Source organism: Aeromonas sp. 3P, from assembly GCF_051919745.1.
Lineage (GTDB): Bacteria > Pseudomonadota > Gammaproteobacteria > Enterobacterales > Aeromonadaceae > Aeromonas > Aeromonas veronii.
On the sequence record NZ_JBQBED010000001.1, the window covers coordinates 1 to 16,000 of the forward strand.

Sequence of the window (16,000 nt, forward strand, 5' to 3'; positions counted from 1 at the left end):
TCGCCTCGGCGGCGTTGATGACGTCGTCGTCGGTGATGTTGGCATCGAGGGTGATGGTGAGCTCCGGCGCCGCGGTGTCGACCCCGTAGTCTTCGCTGTCGGTCACGGTGGTGCTGTTACCGGCCGTATCGGTGCTGGTCACGCTGGCGTCGATGGTCTTGTCGCTGTCGGCCGCCAGGTCGCTGCCCGCCACCAGGATGGTGAAGCGGCCAGCCGCATCCACCTGGCCTGTGTATTTGACGTTGTTGACGGTCAGGGTGACGGTGTCGCCCTCGTTGAACTCGCCCCTCACGGTGCCGCTCACCGGGATGTTCACTTTCGCCTCGGCGGCGTTGATGACGTCGTCGTCGGTGATGTTGGCATCGAGGGTGATGGTGAGCTCCGGCGCCGCGGTGTCGACCCCGTAGTCTTCGCTGTCGGTCACGGTGGTGCTGTTACCGGCCGTATCGGTGCTGGTCACGCTGGCGTCGATGGTCTTGTCGCTGTCGGCCGCCAGGTCGCTGCCCGCCACCAGGATGGTGAAGCGGCCAGCCGCATCCACCTGGCCTGTGTATTTGACGTTGTTGACGGTCAGGGTGACGGTGTCGCCCTCGTTGAACTCGCCCCTCACGGTGCCGCTCACCGGGATGTTCACTTTCGCCTCGGCGGCGTTGATGACGTCGTCGTCGGTGATGTTGGCATCGAGGGTGATGGTGAGCTCCGGCGCCGCGGTGTCGACCCCGTAGTCTTCGCTGTCGGTCACGGTGGTGCTGTTACCGGCCGTATCGGTGCTGGTCACGCTGGCGTCGATGGTCTTGTCGCTGTCGGCCGCCAGGTCGCTGCCCGCCACCAGGATGGTGAAGCGGCCAGCCGCATCCACCTGGCCTGTGTATTTGACGTTGTTGACGGTCAGGGTGACGGTGTCGCCCTCGTTGAACTCGCCCCTCACGGTGCCGCTCACCGGGATGTTCACTTTCGCCTCGGCGGCGTTGATGACGTCGTCGTCGGTGATGTTGGCATCGAGGGTGATGGTGAGCTCCGGCGCCGCGGTGTCGACCCCGTAGTCTTCGCTGTCGGTCACGGTGGTGCTGTTACCGGCCGTATCGGTGCTGGTCACGCTGGCGTCGATGGTCTTGTCGCTGTCGGCCGCCAGGTCGCTGCCCGCCACCAGGATGGTGAAGCGGCCAGCCGCATCCACCTGGCCTGTGTATTTGACGTTGTTGACGGTCAGGGTGACGGTGTCGCCCTCGTTGAACTCGCCCCTCACGGTGCCGCTCACCGGGATGTTCACTTTCGCCTCGGCGGCGTTGATGACGTCGTCGTCGGTGATGTTGGCATCGAGGGTGATGGTGAGCTCCGGCGCCGCGGTGTCGACCCCGTAGTCTTCGCTGTCGGTCACGGTGGTGCTGTTACCGGCCGTATCGGTGCTGGTCACGCTGGCGTCGATGGTCTTGTCGCTGTCGGCCGCCAGGTCGCTGCCCGCCACCAGGATGGTGAAGCGGCCAGCCGCATCCACCTGGCCTGTGTATTTGACGTTGTTGACGGTCAGGGTGACGGTGTCGCCCTCGTTGAACTCGCCCCTCACGGTGCCGCTCACCGGGATGTTCACTTTCGCCTCGGCGGCGTTGATGACGTCGTCGTCGGTGATGTTGGCATCGAGGGTGATGGTGAGCTCCGGCGCCGCGGTGTCGACCCCGTAGTCTTCGCTGTCGGTCACGGTGGTGCTGTTACCGGCCGTATCGGTGCTGGTCACGCTGGCGTCGATGGTCTTGTCGCTGTCGGCCGCCAGGTCGCTGCCCGCCACCAGGATGGTGAAGCGGCCAGCCGCATCCACCTGGCCTGTGTATTTGACGTTGTTGACGGTCAGGGTGACGGTGTCGCCCTCGTTGAACTCGCCCCTCACGGTGCCGCTCACCGGGATGTTCACTTTCGCCTCGGCGGCGTTGATGACGTCGTCGTCGGTGATGTTGGCATCGAGGGTGATGGTGAGCTCCGGCGCCGCGGTGTCGACGGCCATCGTCGGTGGCGGTGGCGGTATTGCCGGCGTATCGGTGCTGGTCACGCTGGCGGTCACGTCATAGCCGCCATCCGGCAGAGGGGTCACCACATCCACACTGAAGCTGCCATCTGGATTGACCGTGGTTGTCAGGGTCTGCTGATTGCCATTGGCGTCGGTCACCACCAGGGTCACAGTGCTGCCGGGAGCGGCGTCCGTGGTCCCTGTGAGGGTCGGGGTGTTGTCGTTGATGTTGTCCGGCGCGGACACTGTGATGGTGGGTGCAGTGAGATCGAGGAGTTCATCCTCATCGTCCAGTACCTCGGCCAGTGGCGCGGGATTATCCGGATTGGCGGTATCAAAGCCGGCGGTGGAGATGGTCGAATCGCCGGTTCTGTCGATGGTGACGAAGCCGCCGTTGCCACTGGCCCCAGCAACGCCGCCTATGTTGTCCGCAGCGAGTGCCCCGCCCGCAGCAGCCGCTTCAAATGCCTGGGTCGGGTCCGTCCCCGCCAGGATCGCCTGCTGCAGGGCGGCAATGTCGTCAGGCTCATTCGCCTGCGCCGGTTGGGGTTCCTCCGACTCGGGAGTATTGCTCGGGCTCAGGGTAAAGGTGGTCTCTCCTCTCTGGAAAGTGGCCCCCTCAGGCGCGAGCAATACCGCATCCTTGGGCAGCACATCGCCTTCAGAAAGAAGCGTGCGGCTCCCATCATCGGCAACCAGGTAGACTTTGCCTTGCAATTGGGTCACAACGACATCTTGATCCAGTACGATGCTCTTGCTGCTCATAGTTTTTTCCTTAAATATCAATGGGCATAGATTTCCAGTCTCCAATGTACCTACAAGTCTGACCAGATACCAGTGAGAAAAATCGAACGGACAGACCGAAATGAAGCTTGGATTCGCGCCGAAAACGAAGGGTGTTTAAAAAACAATAAAATTAGTTAGTTGGGTAACTGTAAGGTCTTGATCCAAAGTTACGCTAGCTAGGCTCATAGTCTCTCCTTGATCTCATTTAACATCACAAATACAACGAAACGTTTTTATGATGACGATTCTTATAATTCAATACCAATGTAATTAGCATGGAATTCATCAAAATGTGATCTGAAGGGATTTCGCCCCCCGCAGGACCCTATTGAGAAACTACGACTAAAGATGTGAAGTTATGGTCATTTCTGGTCTATCGGGGGATCGAGGAGGCCGACATGTTCATGGGAGGCCATACGCTTGACCCATTGCCATTTCGGCACCAAGTCTGCGTCATCGTAATCGCCCACGATGGTGCTCATGGCGACATCCAGCATTTTCATCACCGGATAGCCGACCTGCAGGGCGGGTGTTGTGGGGAGGAGAGGGGTCATTGTGTCGTTCCTTGTTGTCTGGGCGGTGCGTTACAGCCGATTGATAACCGGCTTGCAATTGAGTCGGTCCAGCAGGTGCAGTGAGCCGTACTGGGCCACTAGCCGGTCTATGACCATCTGGGCGCAGGCCGTTCTGCTGGGCTTGTTCTCCGGTACTGAGTAACGTGCGGTCAGCCAACCTCCGAGCAACGCGATGCGATAGCCACTGGGGATGTGGGTGAGCGACGTACCGATGCCCCTCCCGTGAATGAGGAAAGGCACGGCTTGCCCGCCGATGCTGATATCAATACGTTGTCCCTTCTGCTCAAAGGTGGAGAGCACGCCGGTTTGCGGATGTTTGCCGGGTACCTTGATGGTGATGTTTTTTGCCATCTCACACCTCCGGCTTGGCTTCAAAGTGGTGGGCCACCACGCCAGCTTCCGGGTCGATGCTGATAAACGCAGGGGCCTGTGGGTGGTACTGGTATAGCCGCGCCAATTCAGCACGAAACGCTTCTACGTTTGGCGCAATCACATGACTGGTATCCCCCTCGGCGTAGGTAAAAGTCTCCAGCTTCTCTGTGTGAATCCAGATGCCGAAGTACCAAGCATCTTCCTCTGTGTCGTATTGCTGCCAACCTTGAGCCAGCAGCGTGCGGTCGTAGTAGTAGCGGTCTGCCTGATGGCTGCCACGGTCGATGCGGCAACCCGTCACGGTGAGCTCAAGCGGGATACGCCCTACCTTCAGAGCCTTCTTGACCCGGCGCAATGTGTGCCGTGCCTTGGTCTTCTCTTTACGCGGGTCGTAGGGGTTCAGCTTGCTGCCCACGTAGTTGAGGATCCCCTCGGCATTGGCGGCTGCATTGTGCGTCAGCGTGTGCAGCAGGGCGGTGACTTCACGGCGGGCCAGTGTGCCCACGTGATAGAACTTGTTCATGATATTTATCCTTGAAACAAACACCCCGCTAACTAGCGGGGTGGTAGATGTCGAGGTAGAGGTAGCCGTAGCTGCGCCTCGGACTGGCTTCACACACCCAGCCCTTGTGTTCAAGGCGAAACACCTCGTCCATGTCGGTGCATATCTGGTATGCCTTGGCCATCTTGGTTAACTCACGCAGGAAGTGCGGCAGCACCGTGTCGCACTCGGCCCGCCACGCCTCGTCTGGCTCGCCGTACATACCGGCACGGTCGCCCAGGAAATCAATATAACCACGTTGCAAAATGGCTCGAGCCCCCAGCTTGGGCAGGTTCGGGGTGCCCAGTCCCCATGTCATGTGCTCGAAGATGCTCATGTGTGGCTGCTCCAGTTTGGGTTGTCGTTGGTGCCGTGGTTGACGTAGGCACCCACAATGGTGCGTCTCCACTCCCCAACGGGATAGCCGAGGTCGTTGCACTCACGCTCCCACCACGCAAAGTTAATCTCGCGGGGCAGGTTGTCCACCATGTCCAGTGGACTCACGAACAGCGAGGTCTTGTGCATCGTTGGCACGGGCTTGATCTTGTCGGGGCCAGTGCGCTTGCCGATCTCGTCATAGTCGTGTGCCCACTTCGGGAAGGTGAGCTGATAGGTAATGAGCCGATGCAAATCGCCATGTGCGCTCATTGCCTGAGCTACTGCGACCTGAGTGAAGCTATCGTTGAATTCGATCATGGGTGTTTCTCCCTTTCTGCAGGTGAACGGTAAGCCGCTGCCAGCAGCGCAAACTGTTCGACTAGGTAACTGATGCTGATTCCCAGTTCATCACTGACCCCATCCCCTAGACGGTGATGCAGGTGTGCCATGTCATCGGCGATACGCTGGGCTATATGGGCAGTTGAGCTCGGTGGTGAGCTTGTCACCGTCAGGATGATGGAAAGGTTCATCACATCTCTCCCCAAGGGGCTTGCTCCCACAGTGACAGCCGGGTCAGCACGTCTTGCGCGAGAGCCTGTTGCAACTGCTGTAGTACCTTCACAAGCCGAGGTGCCTGTTCATGGCTCCCGCTCCATTCACTCGATTGGTACAGGGCGCAGCAGGTGAATTTGTAGAGGGCTACCAGTGCGGCATCGTTGAGTGGTGCCTGGTGGTAACGGTGGGCAGGTTTAAGCGGTCCCAGTTTGGTTGAGCCACGCTGGCGTGGTTCCTTCTGGTCTTGCTGGCGTCCTAACTGATAGCGATGCCAGACTGCCCGCCGATTGGCGAGCATCATCAGCCGTACCAGCCGGTCTACCCGCCACGTCCAGATACTGGTGACATCCATTGGTGAGTTCCACCAGAGGGAGCGCAGCAGCTCAAGGGTGTAGTGCGGTGGCATGGGGGCATTGCAAAAACGGTGTAACTGTACGGCAAAGGCCAGGTAGTCCTTGCGATCGATCATGAAGGCAGACATGGGGTGACTCCTTGAAATGCAAAAGGCCACCTTCGGTGAGGTGGTCTTGGGGTAATGTCGGGATATCCGGATCATGGTGTGGGACCTGATGATCCTGGTTTGATTATTCGGGTGATCGGGTGGAAACGTGATCGACATGTGATTGGGCGATCGACGGTTCGTTATTGGTGATCTTGGCGTGTGTCGGGGTAAGCCGCATCGAACAGGATGGCGTAGAGCGCACAATCAATGCAGTTGACGGCATCGTGATGCGGGTAATAGGGCGGTGCGTCTCGGGAGCGTTCGAAGTAGCCGCCAAAGCAACTGAGGCACTCGCGTATCTCAACGGTAGAACCGTGCAGCAAGGTCTCTTCAAACTGCTTGGCATAACTCCGGTCATCACGAGTCTTGGTGACGGCCTTCTCCAGCAACGTCAGCGCATCTTCGTTGTAGGCGGCTGCCAGACGATGGCGCAGCTTCTCGAGGGTTTCCTCCAGGGAATAAGGATTAGGTAATCGCATGGCGTTTGTTCCTTCTTAGCGCGACTAATGGCGTAGTTGGTGGAGCAGTGTGTCAATGGCCTCGATGCAGTCGGCTTGGGTGAGCAGGTAGCCATTGGGCAGATGAGCGACGATAGCGGGCTCGGCCTGCATCTGAACGTTATCTTCAAGCCAGCAGCGCAGCTCGAGGAGGATATCGAGGGCAGTGAGGTGTGACTTACCTTGGGTCTGGTTCATAGCTGGCCTCTTTCGGCCATCGAGACTATGCCCTCAGCCCCGACCACCAGATGGTCGAGTAATCGCACATCGACCAGCGCCAAGGCCTCTTTGAGGGCTTGGGTAAAGACCCGGTCAGAATGGCTGGGCTCGGGGTAACCGCTGGGGTGATTGTGCACCGCGATAATCGAGGCACTGCAAAGCAGTATGGCCCGCTTGACCACTTCTCGAGGGTAGATGCTGGCACTGTCGAGGGTGCCGCGAAACAGTTCCTCAAAGGCCTGCACGCGATGCTGGGAGTCGAGGAACAGTGCACCAAACACTTCATGCTCCCGGTCCTGCAGCAGGGTTTGCAGTCGCTCTGCGGCCTCTGTAGTACTGGTAATGGCAGTGCCTTTGGCCAGGCGTTTGCGGGCAATCTGGTTGGCGATGCGAAGCAGGTCTTGCTCGGTCACCGGTTCAGTGACGACATAAGTGCCGGGGCATTCCCCGGCTTTGAGTTTGTGGTAACGCATGGTGGTCTCCTGAAAAAGAAAGACCCCGGCAGCGCGAGGCATACCGGGGCTAAGTGCAGAGGTGTTGTTGGTTCACTTTGAGGGTAGTTCAGTTGGCCGTCGTGATGGGGGCTGCCATGGCTGTGGGCTCACTCTTCACTGGCACCAGCGATTCGGGGACCAGCACGGTGAGCGGGATAGCGAGCGCCACACTCAGCCGTTCCGCCAGTTGGTAAGCCGGTCCTATGGTGTCGTAGTCAGCGACCCAGGTGGCCAGGGCCAGTCTGCTGGCTTCGACGGCCCGCAGGTAGACGCTGTAGCCCTGTACGGTCAGGCCGCTGTCACGTACTACCTGTGTCTCTCCCTCTCGATTGATGGCCTCCAACTCAACGGCTATCGGTTGCTTGGGCATCAGGCCTCCTCAGTCACCACTGACGGTGACGGTAAAAAAGCCCAGCTGGGCGTAGGCAAGAAAACTGTTCTGCCACATGTTGAATAACTCTTGGGCATCCGCCATGGGGAGCGGTCCCCAGCCTTGCAGGTAGTGCTCGTTATCCAGGAAGTTGAAGTCGAGTTCTTTGCAGAGCTCGGTATCTTGTCCCAAGCCTTGGTAGCTAAAATCAGTGACGTAGTCGAATAGCCAACCATCAAGACCACGTATCAGCTGGATTTCGACCGGATGGACCCCACCACTTTGAGGTTGATAGTCAGGGTTGCGAAAGCTAAAAGTAAGCCGGGTGAGTTGTTCAAGGTCGAAGTCATATTTCACGGCTTCCTGGTTGAGTAGTACCAGCAGTGGCTCTGTCACAAACAGGCTAACGCCATCCCGGTGAAAAGGAATTGTCACGATGTCTCCTCGTATAGATTCAGTCTTTGAACCAATCCCAGAGTTTGCTGACGCCATAGGCAGCAACGGCGCCTACTGCAAGAGGCGCTAACAGCGGGGCTGAAGCAATGCCGGTGATCGACACTACCGTCGCTGCAGCCCCACTACCGCCAGCAGTTGTGGCTAGCGTACTGGCAGCAAGCCCTGCGGTTGCACTGGTGGCCGCCTTGCCCAGCGTATTGCGGGCCACTTCGGCTGCCACTACCGTTGCTACCGCGGTCTGCAGCAGCTTCGGGGGATGCTGAACCCCTTCAATGCACCAGGTAACAAATTGTTCGCTAGTGGCAAATGGCTGGCCTTGTTCACCTTCATTGAGCCGTGCGTAGGCCCGCGTCAGGCTCTCCTCTCGACAGAACAGGCGTTGGACATGGGGCCAGACCTCAATAGCGTTGTTCTGGCTGAATTCAGCCAGCGAGGTCAACGCCAGTTGGCCTGAGTGCTCTCCGGAAGGGGATAGTCGACAGTGAATGACCAGGTCATGGCCAACAAAGAGTCCGTGATGGTGGCCTTCAGGCTGTGATGTAACCAAGTGATCGCCGATAATGAAATGTCGTGACATGGGGTGATGATCCTCATCAAGGGTTGGAAATGAAAAAGGGCGTCACCGTGATGGTGACGCCCTTTGGCTTTGTTTTTCCTGAGCGGACTACTTGCCGCCTACGGTGATCTTCAGTGGTTGATGAAACTCGGGTGTGAAGGTGGAGATTGGGAGCCGGGTAACTTGGTTATGAGCAAAGACTTCGGTCGCCTGAATAATGGCGATAGACTTGGCTTGCTCAACCTGTCCGCAATCCACTTCAGTAAAACCACCGCCATAGCGTGTGGCTGAGCTCCCGCCGAAAGGTTCCACTTCTAGTGTTGATTCGGCCAGTGCTTTGCCCTTCTTGTCATTGAATTGCAGCGTGATATACAAATGACCAAACTCGTCTGCCCCGCCACTATCCAAAGAGAAGTGATACGCACAGACGCCTTGGTTTGCGTAAACGGTGTCAGTGTGCTGGATAGCGAGGTAGCGTTGCTCTTGCGCATTGCAGGCTAGGGCCGAAAATATCAGAGTCGAGGCCAATAAATACCGATGTATGTCTTTCATAAAAACCCTCGTAGCATTTACTCATATCTTAAAAGCATCTGGTTATTTACGCCCCAGATATCTGAATATTTCTTTGCCATTGTAAAAACCAACTAGGTCTTCCTCATTTTTATACTTCTTGTTTGGTTGAAATTTGACAACAGTACCTGGACGACACATATCTTTCAGTGAAATATTGAATTTTTCATCGGGTGTAATTGTATAACCAATGGCAATTTTGTGTGGAGAGCCAGCTGTGGAGATCCAGCCCCACATGCCAGCTTCACAGTCACCGAATGGCTGACTGCGAACAATGACCATTGAAAGATTGCTGATTTCAGTTGCGATGCATTTTCTGTTTAAATTTAAATGTGCGTTGCACCAAAATGGTTTTCCTGTTTTGTCCTGCACTAGTGCAGGCAGAAAGCCTGTGAATGGCTCCGCCGCCTGTATTGATTGACTTCCAGACATAAGAGTTAGTAGTAAGCAGAATGTCAGCTTTTTCATTTTTTTATCTCACTGAATAACTATGATCAAATAGATGTGTATGGCTATCGTCAGAAACGGTAAACCACACTACTTTTCAGTTGCTCTGAGATCTGAGAATGCGTTGCACACTGGAGATACTGATCCCCGTGCGTTTGGCAATTTCAGCTCTGGGTAACCCTTTGGCAACCAATGCAAGAACTTCATTACCTTTTGCCATTGCGGTAGGCTTACGGCCTTTATAAACACCTCGTCGCTTGGCTAACTCAATTCCTTCAGCTTGCCGCTCCAACATCAACTCTCGTTCGAATGTTGCGATAGCACCGATCATGGTTAGCATTAACTTGCCAGTAGGCGTTGAGGTATCGATCCCCAGATTCAATATCCGTAATGCAACTTGCTTATGTTGTAGAAATTCTGATATCTCCAATAGGTGACGAGTATTACGAGCCAGACGATCCAGCTTGGTAACCATCACCACGTCTCCTTCCTTCACATAATCCAAGAGGAGAGTAAGCTGTGGCCTATCATCACTGGCACCGCTAACCTTCTCCTGGAAAACTTTATTGCATTCAGCCAGTGCTCGAAGCTGGACTTCAAGGCTCTGACCTCCCGTACTAACACGTGCGTAACCTACCAGTGCCATGGTCTCCTCCCGGTCAATAGGGCAAGGTACACTGACCCCCATGGTCAAAAGTCTCGAAGAGACCTTAATGACCAGAAAATGGGGGGGAATAGATGAAATGAGTGCCGATTTCGTGAGTGTCACTAGGGCTTGATCTATTGAATCACACCAGTTGTTTAAATAAGAAACCGGTTGTCTGATTGAGCTGTACTGGGGCGCAGAGCGTTCTACCACAACAGAAGATAGGACTTCACCTTATCCCTGCCTTGGAATATCGGGTCTTGGTTGGTAAGGCCAGTACCTATAATTTCGACCGCCCTTGAGCAACCCAGCTGTCTCCAGTTCAAAGCCACCGGCTGCCTGCAACCACATATAGAGCAACGGCGTTAGGAGGGGGATAATTACCGAGGCTATGCCTGGGTGGTTGGCCGATATAGGCCACGGAGTCAATGAAATAAGTCATGAAATATCTCCAATGAAAATTGGACTGATAGAGTAGTCCCTTGGTTAGGTTCATGGAGATAACATATATCTCAAATTTTTTATAATAGGAGGGGGGAGAAACACCAACTATTTAGGGTCAAAAGCGCGTGAAAATTTAGAGCCAGCTATGAGCAAGGAACAGCAATTCAACACCTCCCCCACACTCATGAAATGAAGAAACAGTCAATAGGCTGCAGGGCTTTTTTTGGTCTTAAGACACTGCTATTTTTGCTACAAATAGCAAAAATAGCAGTGTCTTACGGGGACGGTAGGTCACCATACGGTCAGTTTACGGTGACACCGAGGATGCTGTCCCGAGCCTTAGAGCGCAGGTGGTCATACAAGCGTGCCATATTCTGTTGTTGAGATGCAAATTGGGAAATAGCCAAGATGTCATTAGGCGCCATCGAAGGTCCGCATAGATGTTCAATTAAAAACAAATTTTCTGACATACAGTAAATGAAGGATGAATCCTTGAGGAAGGGAATAAGATCACCATGAAGGTCATCTTCTGTCAGCGTTGTACGGTTCATGAATATTTCTGCGCGTTGTTCTGGTGAAGCATCTGGTGATATATTGTTTAATTCAGCCGTCAACGTAGCGCTAACATGATATAACCTGTCTAACATACCGTATATTGCTTGTGGTATGGGTTCGGTCCCATAACCTTTCTTGGAGGTACAGGTCAATTTTAATGTTAGCTGATTGTAGGCATAAATGGCACGTATGATTGAGATGTTGTTAGGGGAAGATATTAAGGCATTGCGTGGCTCACTAGTGAGCGTTCCATTTATGAGCTGGCTTATTGCAATAGGGCTTTTTTGGCATGTAGTAATAAGTCCCTGCCCTGCTATGATGTAATGAGACAAGATAGTCAACTTACTGTTACTTAACTTTCCTTTCTTTAAGCGAAAATGCAATCCAACGTAAAGCATCGAAAAGGCATAGGCAAGAAAACTAAATTGTTCACATGCACCATATGGCGCATCATCAGCTAATGCGTAAGCATCATCTAACTTTTCATCCTGAATGCAGTTGATAATCTTGATAAGATAGGCATAGGGAATAAAAAGAGTCCGATGAGCCCAATCCTGTTGATCTATATCAGTGATAGGTTTAAAAATAGTTCGGTCATAGATATCAAAAGAAGATTGGTGTGGGCTGGAAACGAGATCTTTTAGCTGATTTATTAGATGTTCACTTCCCTGCATAGCTTCTACTGACAACTCACGTCTGACTGGTGTGTGAAGAAGATTAATCAGTGGTGCAAACTGGCGCTTTAAGTTATTTTCACCAAACCTATTGATGTGATCAATGCCAAGGTCCCCCGTCAAATTTGGCAGGAAGAAAAGATTTTGTAGATGATATTGCAGACAAAGCATTTCTTCATCCTTAGATAACAGCTTATGATAACAGTGAACAAGTGTTTCTAAATGAATTGACTTGCTTTCAAGCCTAGACAAAAGTGACATAGCGAGATATGCCGTGTTTAGTTTTAGCAATTTCGCTGACTCTACACATTCATTCTTAAATTCAAACATGTCACGAATGGCATCAGCTGTTTGCATTTTGCCAGGGCCAATATTCTTGATGTTTCTTTCTATTTCCTTGGCGATATTGCTTTCATTTAAATCCAAATGCTGAATGTACTGCCTTAAGTAAAGCTTTATCCTTACATGCAAGTTATCAGAGCTGAGTGTTTCACCTTCAAAATTCGATTCAATCATTTTGTGAATGTGATAAAAAAACGACTCAGCGCGTTCGATAGTGCTTTCTTTGTGAATGATAATGGCGATTATCGGCATTAACACATGCTTGGCATAGCAATCCTTTACATCCTCTTTGGACTTTAATGTGATGATAGGGATAGATGAAACTTCTAAATATAGATGCTCCAGTACACTATAACGAAAGGGCGTAAAATCGTTGGTTGTGCCACTTATTAGATCGATAAGCAAAGGCATGTAAGTGCCAAACATATCCTGGTGTGCCTTAAAGTCATTAGTGTTTTTAAAATGCCCCTTTCTGGTCTGCTTTATACCATCTGGGTTCGAATTCTCATTGATTAGTTTCAATGAGTAAAAAATATCATATATAAAACTCTTTAAAAAATGCGTCTGTACAAAAGGTTGCAATGGCTCTCTAATGAATAGCTTAGGGGCAGTTTTATAATGTGCTTGTAGACGTGTAAAAGGTGTAAGATTTTTTATGGCACGTTGAGGTATGCGATGGTTATACCAATATGTAAAGCGTTCTAGCTGTATTTTAAGAACGTGCCAAAGCACCACTGATGGAGTTTTATTTGTCAATAAGTCGCTATCTCGAAAGAGCTTGTCACTATCTGTACATCGCTCATTATTGATTAGCATCAATTCAAGATGTGGCAGTGCTAACACATCGCAGATTTCGGTCGGGGCACTGATAAGGCCGGCTTCCTTTGACAGAGAATATTTATTTAATACGCGAAGGTGTTGTTCGACAAGCAGCACCCGGATATGAAACGGAAAATGTGCCTTCACGTTCTTCAAAAACGACATCACGTTAGCGGCATTATTGTATTTTTGTATCTCGATATAAGCCCAGTGAGATGCGCTATCTTGTGCGACCAACACGTAATGATGCCCAGTGCCCCTCGGCATATCGGGTAGACGCCTGACCTTTATCTCAACGATGCCTGGCTTGTTGAGATGTCGTCGCGATTTGCCCTTTGCCTGGACGTATTGAGAGAACGGATCGGTGATACTGGTCTCCCCGCCACGCGCTAGGCAGCGGTACAGGGTAGAACGAGATGTCGTTGATAGGACGAAGGTTCTCGCGACATACAAGAGATCATCAAGCGTCAGGCGAAGCATTTTGTGTATCGCAATCAGAAACCACTGCTGCTCTTCTGTGAGCGTTGTTGGAAGACTGTGCGGAGTATGTGAGGCATCCTCCGTCGTCGTCCTGGGCCTCCAGCGTCTTACTGTTCTCTCGGAAACCCCCAACTTCTTCGCCAGCTCAGACGTCATCAGTGTAGAGTCTTGAATGAGCTTGCGTTGTTCGGGGGTTGTCGTTGCATTGGGATGTCGTGATGCCATGGTGCGTTCTCCTTCCATTTAGCAAGTCGATACGATAAAGCAAACGGCACCTACCTACGACCAATCATTGGAACAAGTTGGCCAAAACCAGAAAAAAATTCCCTCTAATGCAAAGTTACATTTAAATTTTTGATCTAGTTGGTTTTTTTAAGGGTTGACTTGTATCTGTATGCATTTTGTTAAGTTTAAGCCAACACACTCGTGGGCACGGCTTGATGTGAAGGTCGTGGTGTAAGCTAACCGATTGAAAATAAAAGTTTAATTTTCATTGTCGCACGAGGTTTGCTTGTCGTTTTTGACATCAATACAAGGCATTGCACAGCATCAAACATGGTAGGTCGTATATTTTGTATAGTTACCGATAATCGCGAATTGCATGAAATGATTGCTTCACAGACAAGCACTATCGATGTGGAGGTAAACATGGAACATGCGAAGAAACTCAAGTTAATTAACGATGACGCTGTGCAGGCTCAGTATCATCACACTCGGTATAATGCAACGTTAACTAAGCCAGCTTCAAAAATACCTTATCCTATTCAGATTATTCGCATTAAGGATTTAGTGGTGTTGCTTGGTCTTAGTCGCTCTACTATCTATAACAAAATAAATCCACGCAGCCGGTGGTATGACAAGCGGTTCCCCACGCCACTGCGTTTGGGAGGTGCCTCAATAGGATGGCTGTTAGCAGATATTGAAGAATGGCTTCACTCTTTGTCGTAGCCAGCAAAAATATAACGTCATACTGAACGGTATAAACAACCATTATTAAATGGCTGTTAAGTTGTTGGCTATCATCATCCTGATAGATGGTTGCATTAATCATAAAAGCATTGATTGTTTAAATGAGGGAGTGAATGATTTGTGAAATTAAAATCGTGCCGCCAGGTGAGTTTCCCATAGAGAGCTTTCCTGCATTTTTGCAAGGCACCGCCAAAAGCATAAAGGATATAAGCCAAGCACATGAGAGCCTTATTATACCTCTGATGTTGAGCGTTATGGCTGCGGTATGTCAAGACTTGGTTATTGTCGAGGTCAATGAGAGACTGAAATTTCAGGTGACACTGTATTTTATTGTTATTGCCGATTCGGGTGAGCGCAAGACATTTGTGTTTAATCTGTTGACGTCTTCAATCCATGATATTCAAGCGAGATTGAGCAGAGTGTATGAAGAGGCGCATAAAAAATTCATTAGCGAAATGAAAATATGGCGTTTAAAAGAATCAGCAGCAGATAAAATGTTTAGGGATGCGATTAAGAAAGGGGACAGTACTGAGCATGTGGAGGAGATGATCAGAAAGCTTCATTATAGCAAGCCGACAGAACCACCATATATTAATTTGATACTGAATGATGTCACGACAGCAGCAATCAAGCAGCAGCTAAGCATGGGAAATATGTCATTTTCTATCATGAATGATGAAGCCGGTCGTCTTCTTACAATGGACTTTCTAAATGAGACGTCGTTATTGAACAGTTTGTGGTCAGGTGGGCGTATTGTTCAAGAGAAAGGTGTAGGTCCAGGAATTAACATTAGTGATGCTCGTCTTGGACTCACGCTAATGGTCCAGCCAAAGGCCTTTGAACGTTTTTTAACTAAAAATGGGGATGTGGCGCGTGATAGTGGATTTCTTGCCAGGTGCCTGATTGCTACGTGCGAGTCAACTCAGGGAAAGCGTCTGCAAACAAGTGAGCCTTTGCTGGGGGAGGAAGACCTGACGTGGTTCCATGAGCGTGTCACTACCTTACTGAAGCAAGGAATAGAACGACGTAAAAACCGTCAGCCGCATACTACAATTAAGCTATCAAAGGAGGCGCTAGCGCATTGGAATCACATGTGCGTGACGTTTGAAAAACATCTCGCTGCTGGGGAGCAACTGGAAGCATACCGTGACTATGCATCAAAGTTTCACGAGCAGGCGGTTAGGTTGGCAGCAGTGATTGAGGTTTTTGTTAATGGATGTGATTCCGACATCTCTATTGGTTCAATCAAAGCTGGGTATAAAATCGCCAATTGGTATTTTGACCATTTTATACAGTTAATGAGTTCGTGTGATAAAGCCGGGGTGAAAAGTGATGCGAAATTATTAGATGAGTGGCTTTATAAGCATGTATATCAAAACAACCTCGTTTCAATCGAGAAAAATGACATATTGCAGCGGGGCCCTAATCCGTTGAGAAATGCGAAGTCCCGTGATGAAGCGCTCAGGCAACTGGAATTCGATGGCAGAGTGCGAAACTATAAAAAGGAAGGGAAGATGATGATTGAGTACACCCAAGCTAAACAACGCAACGAGTTTGAAGATTCAAGAGTAGCTTCTTTTTCAGGAGGATTGCATTCAGAGTTTAAATTTGTCTCTTATCAGGAGTCAGAGGAAAGAAAAACAAAAGACCCAATACTTTGGAAATAACTAATTGGTAGGGTTTGTAAGTGTCAACTTAAATAACATAATTTAAGGCTTGTTTTGTAGGCTATTCAGTTAGTCCTTATTTTACAA

The 16,000-nt window shown here is 51.1% G+C and carries 20 protein-coding genes; 2 read left to right on the plus strand and 18 right to left on the minus strand.

The annotated features are described in order from the left end of the window. The 18 genes from ACTG19_RS00005 to ACTG19_RS00090 form a co-directional block, all read right to left on the minus strand. A partial coding sequence (locus tag ACTG19_RS00005) for a retention module-containing protein (protein ID WP_439988538.1) occupies positions 1-2,764 on the minus strand: 2,764 nt, incomplete at its 3' end. A 383-nt stretch (positions 2,765-3,147) separates the two neighbouring features. Then, entirely contained in the window at positions 3,148-3,339 is a 192-nt protein-coding gene (locus ACTG19_RS00010; protein WP_439988539.1) for a hypothetical protein, read from the minus strand. A 30-nt stretch (positions 3,340-3,369) separates the two neighbouring features. Next, positions 3,370-3,711: a hypothetical protein gene (locus ACTG19_RS00015; protein ID WP_439988540.1), complete on the minus strand. Its 342-nt coding sequence runs from the start codon at positions 3,709-3,711 to the stop codon at positions 3,370-3,372. Between the two features lies 1 nt (position 3,712). Further along, entirely contained in the window at positions 3,713-4,255 is a 543-nt protein-coding gene (locus tag ACTG19_RS00020) for a hypothetical protein (protein ID WP_439988541.1), read from the minus strand. 28 nt (positions 4,256-4,283) lie between these two features. Then, positions 4,284-4,592 carry a type IV toxin-antitoxin system YeeU family antitoxin gene (locus ACTG19_RS00025; RefSeq protein WP_254127577.1) on the minus strand — a complete coding sequence of 103 codons (309 nt, stop codon included), beginning with the start codon at positions 4,590-4,592 and terminating at the stop codon, positions 4,284-4,286. Positions 4,593-4,606: 14 nt separating this feature from the next. Next, positions 4,607-4,969 carry a hypothetical protein gene (locus ACTG19_RS00030; RefSeq protein ID WP_439988542.1) on the minus strand — a complete coding sequence of 121 codons (363 nt, stop codon included), beginning with the start codon at positions 4,967-4,969 and terminating at the stop codon, positions 4,607-4,609. Further along, on the minus strand, positions 4,966-5,181 hold the full coding sequence (locus ACTG19_RS00035; RefSeq protein WP_042019084.1) for a hypothetical protein: 216 nt from the start codon (positions 5,179-5,181) through the stop codon (positions 4,966-4,968). The genes ACTG19_RS00030 and ACTG19_RS00035 overlap by 4 nt, the downstream gene beginning before the upstream one ends. Beyond that, positions 5,181-5,687, minus strand: coding sequence for a hypothetical protein (locus ACTG19_RS00040; RefSeq protein WP_439988543.1), 507 nt, complete (start codon positions 5,685-5,687; stop codon positions 5,181-5,183). The genes ACTG19_RS00035 and ACTG19_RS00040 overlap by 1 nt, the downstream gene beginning before the upstream one ends. A gap of 161 nt (positions 5,688-5,848) precedes the next feature. After that, entirely contained in the window at positions 5,849-6,187 is a 339-nt protein-coding gene (locus ACTG19_RS00045; RefSeq protein WP_439988544.1) for a hypothetical protein, read from the minus strand. A gap of 24 nt (positions 6,188-6,211) precedes the next feature. Next, positions 6,212-6,403 carry a hypothetical protein gene (locus ACTG19_RS00050; RefSeq protein ID WP_064336606.1) on the minus strand — a complete coding sequence of 64 codons (192 nt, stop codon included), beginning with the start codon at positions 6,401-6,403 and terminating at the stop codon, positions 6,212-6,214. Further along, complete coding sequence (locus tag ACTG19_RS00055) at positions 6,400-6,897, minus strand: JAB domain-containing protein (RefSeq protein WP_439988545.1); 498 nt, start codon at positions 6,895-6,897, stop codon at positions 6,400-6,402. The genes ACTG19_RS00050 and ACTG19_RS00055 overlap by 4 nt, the downstream gene beginning before the upstream one ends. Before the next feature lie 88 nt (positions 6,898-6,985). Next, a complete protein-coding gene (locus ACTG19_RS00060) occupies positions 6,986-7,288 on the minus strand; it encodes a hypothetical protein (protein ID WP_439988546.1) in 303 nt (100 codons plus the stop codon). Positions 7,289-7,297: 9 nt separating this feature from the next. After that, positions 7,298-7,723 carry a DUF2787 family protein gene (locus ACTG19_RS00065; protein ID WP_439988547.1) on the minus strand — a complete coding sequence of 142 codons (426 nt, stop codon included), beginning with the start codon at positions 7,721-7,723 and terminating at the stop codon, positions 7,298-7,300. A gap of 19 nt (positions 7,724-7,742) precedes the next feature. Further along, positions 7,743-8,321 (minus strand): hypothetical protein, encoded by a 579-nt coding sequence (locus ACTG19_RS00070; RefSeq protein ID WP_439988548.1) that lies wholly within the window; start codon positions 8,319-8,321, stop codon positions 7,743-7,745. Positions 8,322-8,408: 87 nt separating this feature from the next. After that, the gene (locus tag ACTG19_RS00075) at positions 8,409-8,852 is read right to left on the minus strand and encodes an IrmA family protein (protein WP_043123616.1); all 444 of its coding nucleotides are present in this window, start codon (positions 8,850-8,852) and stop codon (positions 8,409-8,411) included. Positions 8,853-8,894: 42 nt separating this feature from the next. Continuing rightward, a complete protein-coding gene (locus tag ACTG19_RS00080; RefSeq protein WP_439988549.1) occupies positions 8,895-9,338 on the minus strand; it encodes a hypothetical protein in 444 nt (147 codons plus the stop codon). A 76-nt stretch (positions 9,339-9,414) separates the two neighbouring features. After that, positions 9,415-9,963: a recombinase family protein gene (locus tag ACTG19_RS00085; protein WP_231721767.1), complete on the minus strand. Its 549-nt coding sequence runs from the start codon at positions 9,961-9,963 to the stop codon at positions 9,415-9,417. A gap of 746 nt (positions 9,964-10,709) precedes the next feature. Beyond that, positions 10,710-13,502 carry a hypothetical protein gene (locus ACTG19_RS00090; RefSeq protein WP_227094737.1) on the minus strand — a complete coding sequence of 931 codons (2,793 nt, stop codon included), beginning with the start codon at positions 13,500-13,502 and terminating at the stop codon, positions 10,710-10,712. A gap of 423 nt (positions 13,503-13,925) precedes the next feature. Between ACTG19_RS00090 and ACTG19_RS00095 the strand changes: the two genes are divergently transcribed. Continuing rightward, positions 13,926-14,225 carry a helix-turn-helix transcriptional regulator gene (locus ACTG19_RS00095; protein WP_227094738.1) on the plus strand — a complete coding sequence of 100 codons (300 nt, stop codon included), beginning with the start codon at positions 13,926-13,928 and terminating at the stop codon, positions 14,223-14,225. 134 nt (positions 14,226-14,359) lie between these two features. Continuing rightward, positions 14,360-15,913, plus strand: a complete 1,554-nt coding sequence (locus ACTG19_RS00100) for a YfjI family protein (protein WP_227094739.1) — start codon at positions 14,360-14,362, stop codon at positions 15,911-15,913. Positions 15,914-16,000: the final 87 nt, after the last annotated feature.

What these genes read in the sequence shown, in the direction of transcription:
- ACTG19_RS00025 (WP_254127577.1), bottom strand. Translation starts at nt 4,592, where the DNA reads ATGACATGGGGACTGGGCACCCCGAACCTGCCCAAGCTGGGGGCTCGA.
- ACTG19_RS00085 (WP_231721767.1), bottom strand. Translation starts at nt 9,963, where the DNA reads ATGGCACTGGTAGGTTACGCACGTGTTAGTACGGGAGGTCAGAGCCTT.
- ACTG19_RS00100 (WP_227094739.1), top strand. Translation starts at nt 14,360, where the DNA reads ATGATTTGTGAAATTAAAATCGTGCCGCCAGGTGAGTTTCCCATAGAG.
- ACTG19_RS00040 (WP_439988543.1), bottom strand. Translation starts at nt 5,687, where the DNA reads ATGTCTGCCTTCATGATCGATCGCAAGGACTACCTGGCCTTTGCCGTA.
- ACTG19_RS00075 (WP_043123616.1), bottom strand. Translation starts at nt 8,852, where the DNA reads ATGAAAGACATACATCGGTATTTATTGGCCTCGACTCTGATATTTTCG.
- ACTG19_RS00035 (WP_042019084.1), bottom strand. Translation starts at nt 5,181, where the DNA reads ATGAACCTTTCCATCATCCTGACGGTGACAAGCTCACCACCGAGCTCA.
- ACTG19_RS00080 (WP_439988549.1), bottom strand. Translation starts at nt 9,338, where the DNA reads ATGAAAAAGCTGACATTCTGCTTACTACTAACTCTTATGTCTGGAAGT.
- ACTG19_RS00015 (WP_439988540.1), bottom strand. Translation starts at nt 3,711, where the DNA reads ATGGCAAAAAACATCACCATCAAGGTACCCGGCAAACATCCGCAAACC.
- ACTG19_RS00020 (WP_439988541.1), bottom strand. Translation starts at nt 4,255, where the DNA reads ATGAACAAGTTCTATCACGTGGGCACACTGGCCCGCCGTGAAGTCACC.
- ACTG19_RS00060 (WP_439988546.1), bottom strand. Translation starts at nt 7,288, where the DNA reads ATGCCCAAGCAACCGATAGCCGTTGAGTTGGAGGCCATCAATCGAGAG.
- ACTG19_RS00055 (WP_439988545.1), bottom strand. Translation starts at nt 6,897, where the DNA reads ATGCGTTACCACAAACTCAAAGCCGGGGAATGCCCCGGCACTTATGTC.
- ACTG19_RS00045 (WP_439988544.1), bottom strand. Translation starts at nt 6,187, where the DNA reads ATGCGATTACCTAATCCTTATTCCCTGGAGGAAACCCTCGAGAAGCTG.
- ACTG19_RS00050 (WP_064336606.1), bottom strand. Translation starts at nt 6,403, where the DNA reads ATGAACCAGACCCAAGGTAAGTCACACCTCACTGCCCTCGATATCCTC.
- ACTG19_RS00070 (WP_439988548.1), bottom strand. Translation starts at nt 8,321, where the DNA reads ATGTCACGACATTTCATTATCGGCGATCACTTGGTTACATCACAGCCT.
- ACTG19_RS00010 (WP_439988539.1), bottom strand. Translation starts at nt 3,339, where the DNA reads ATGACCCCTCTCCTCCCCACAACACCCGCCCTGCAGGTCGGCTATCCG.
- ACTG19_RS00095 (WP_227094738.1), top strand. Translation starts at nt 13,926, where the DNA reads ATGGAACATGCGAAGAAACTCAAGTTAATTAACGATGACGCTGTGCAG.
- ACTG19_RS00030 (WP_439988542.1), bottom strand. Translation starts at nt 4,969, where the DNA reads ATGATCGAATTCAACGATAGCTTCACTCAGGTCGCAGTAGCTCAGGCA.
- ACTG19_RS00090 (WP_227094737.1), bottom strand. Translation starts at nt 13,502, where the DNA reads ATGGCATCACGACATCCCAATGCAACGACAACCCCCGAACAACGCAAG.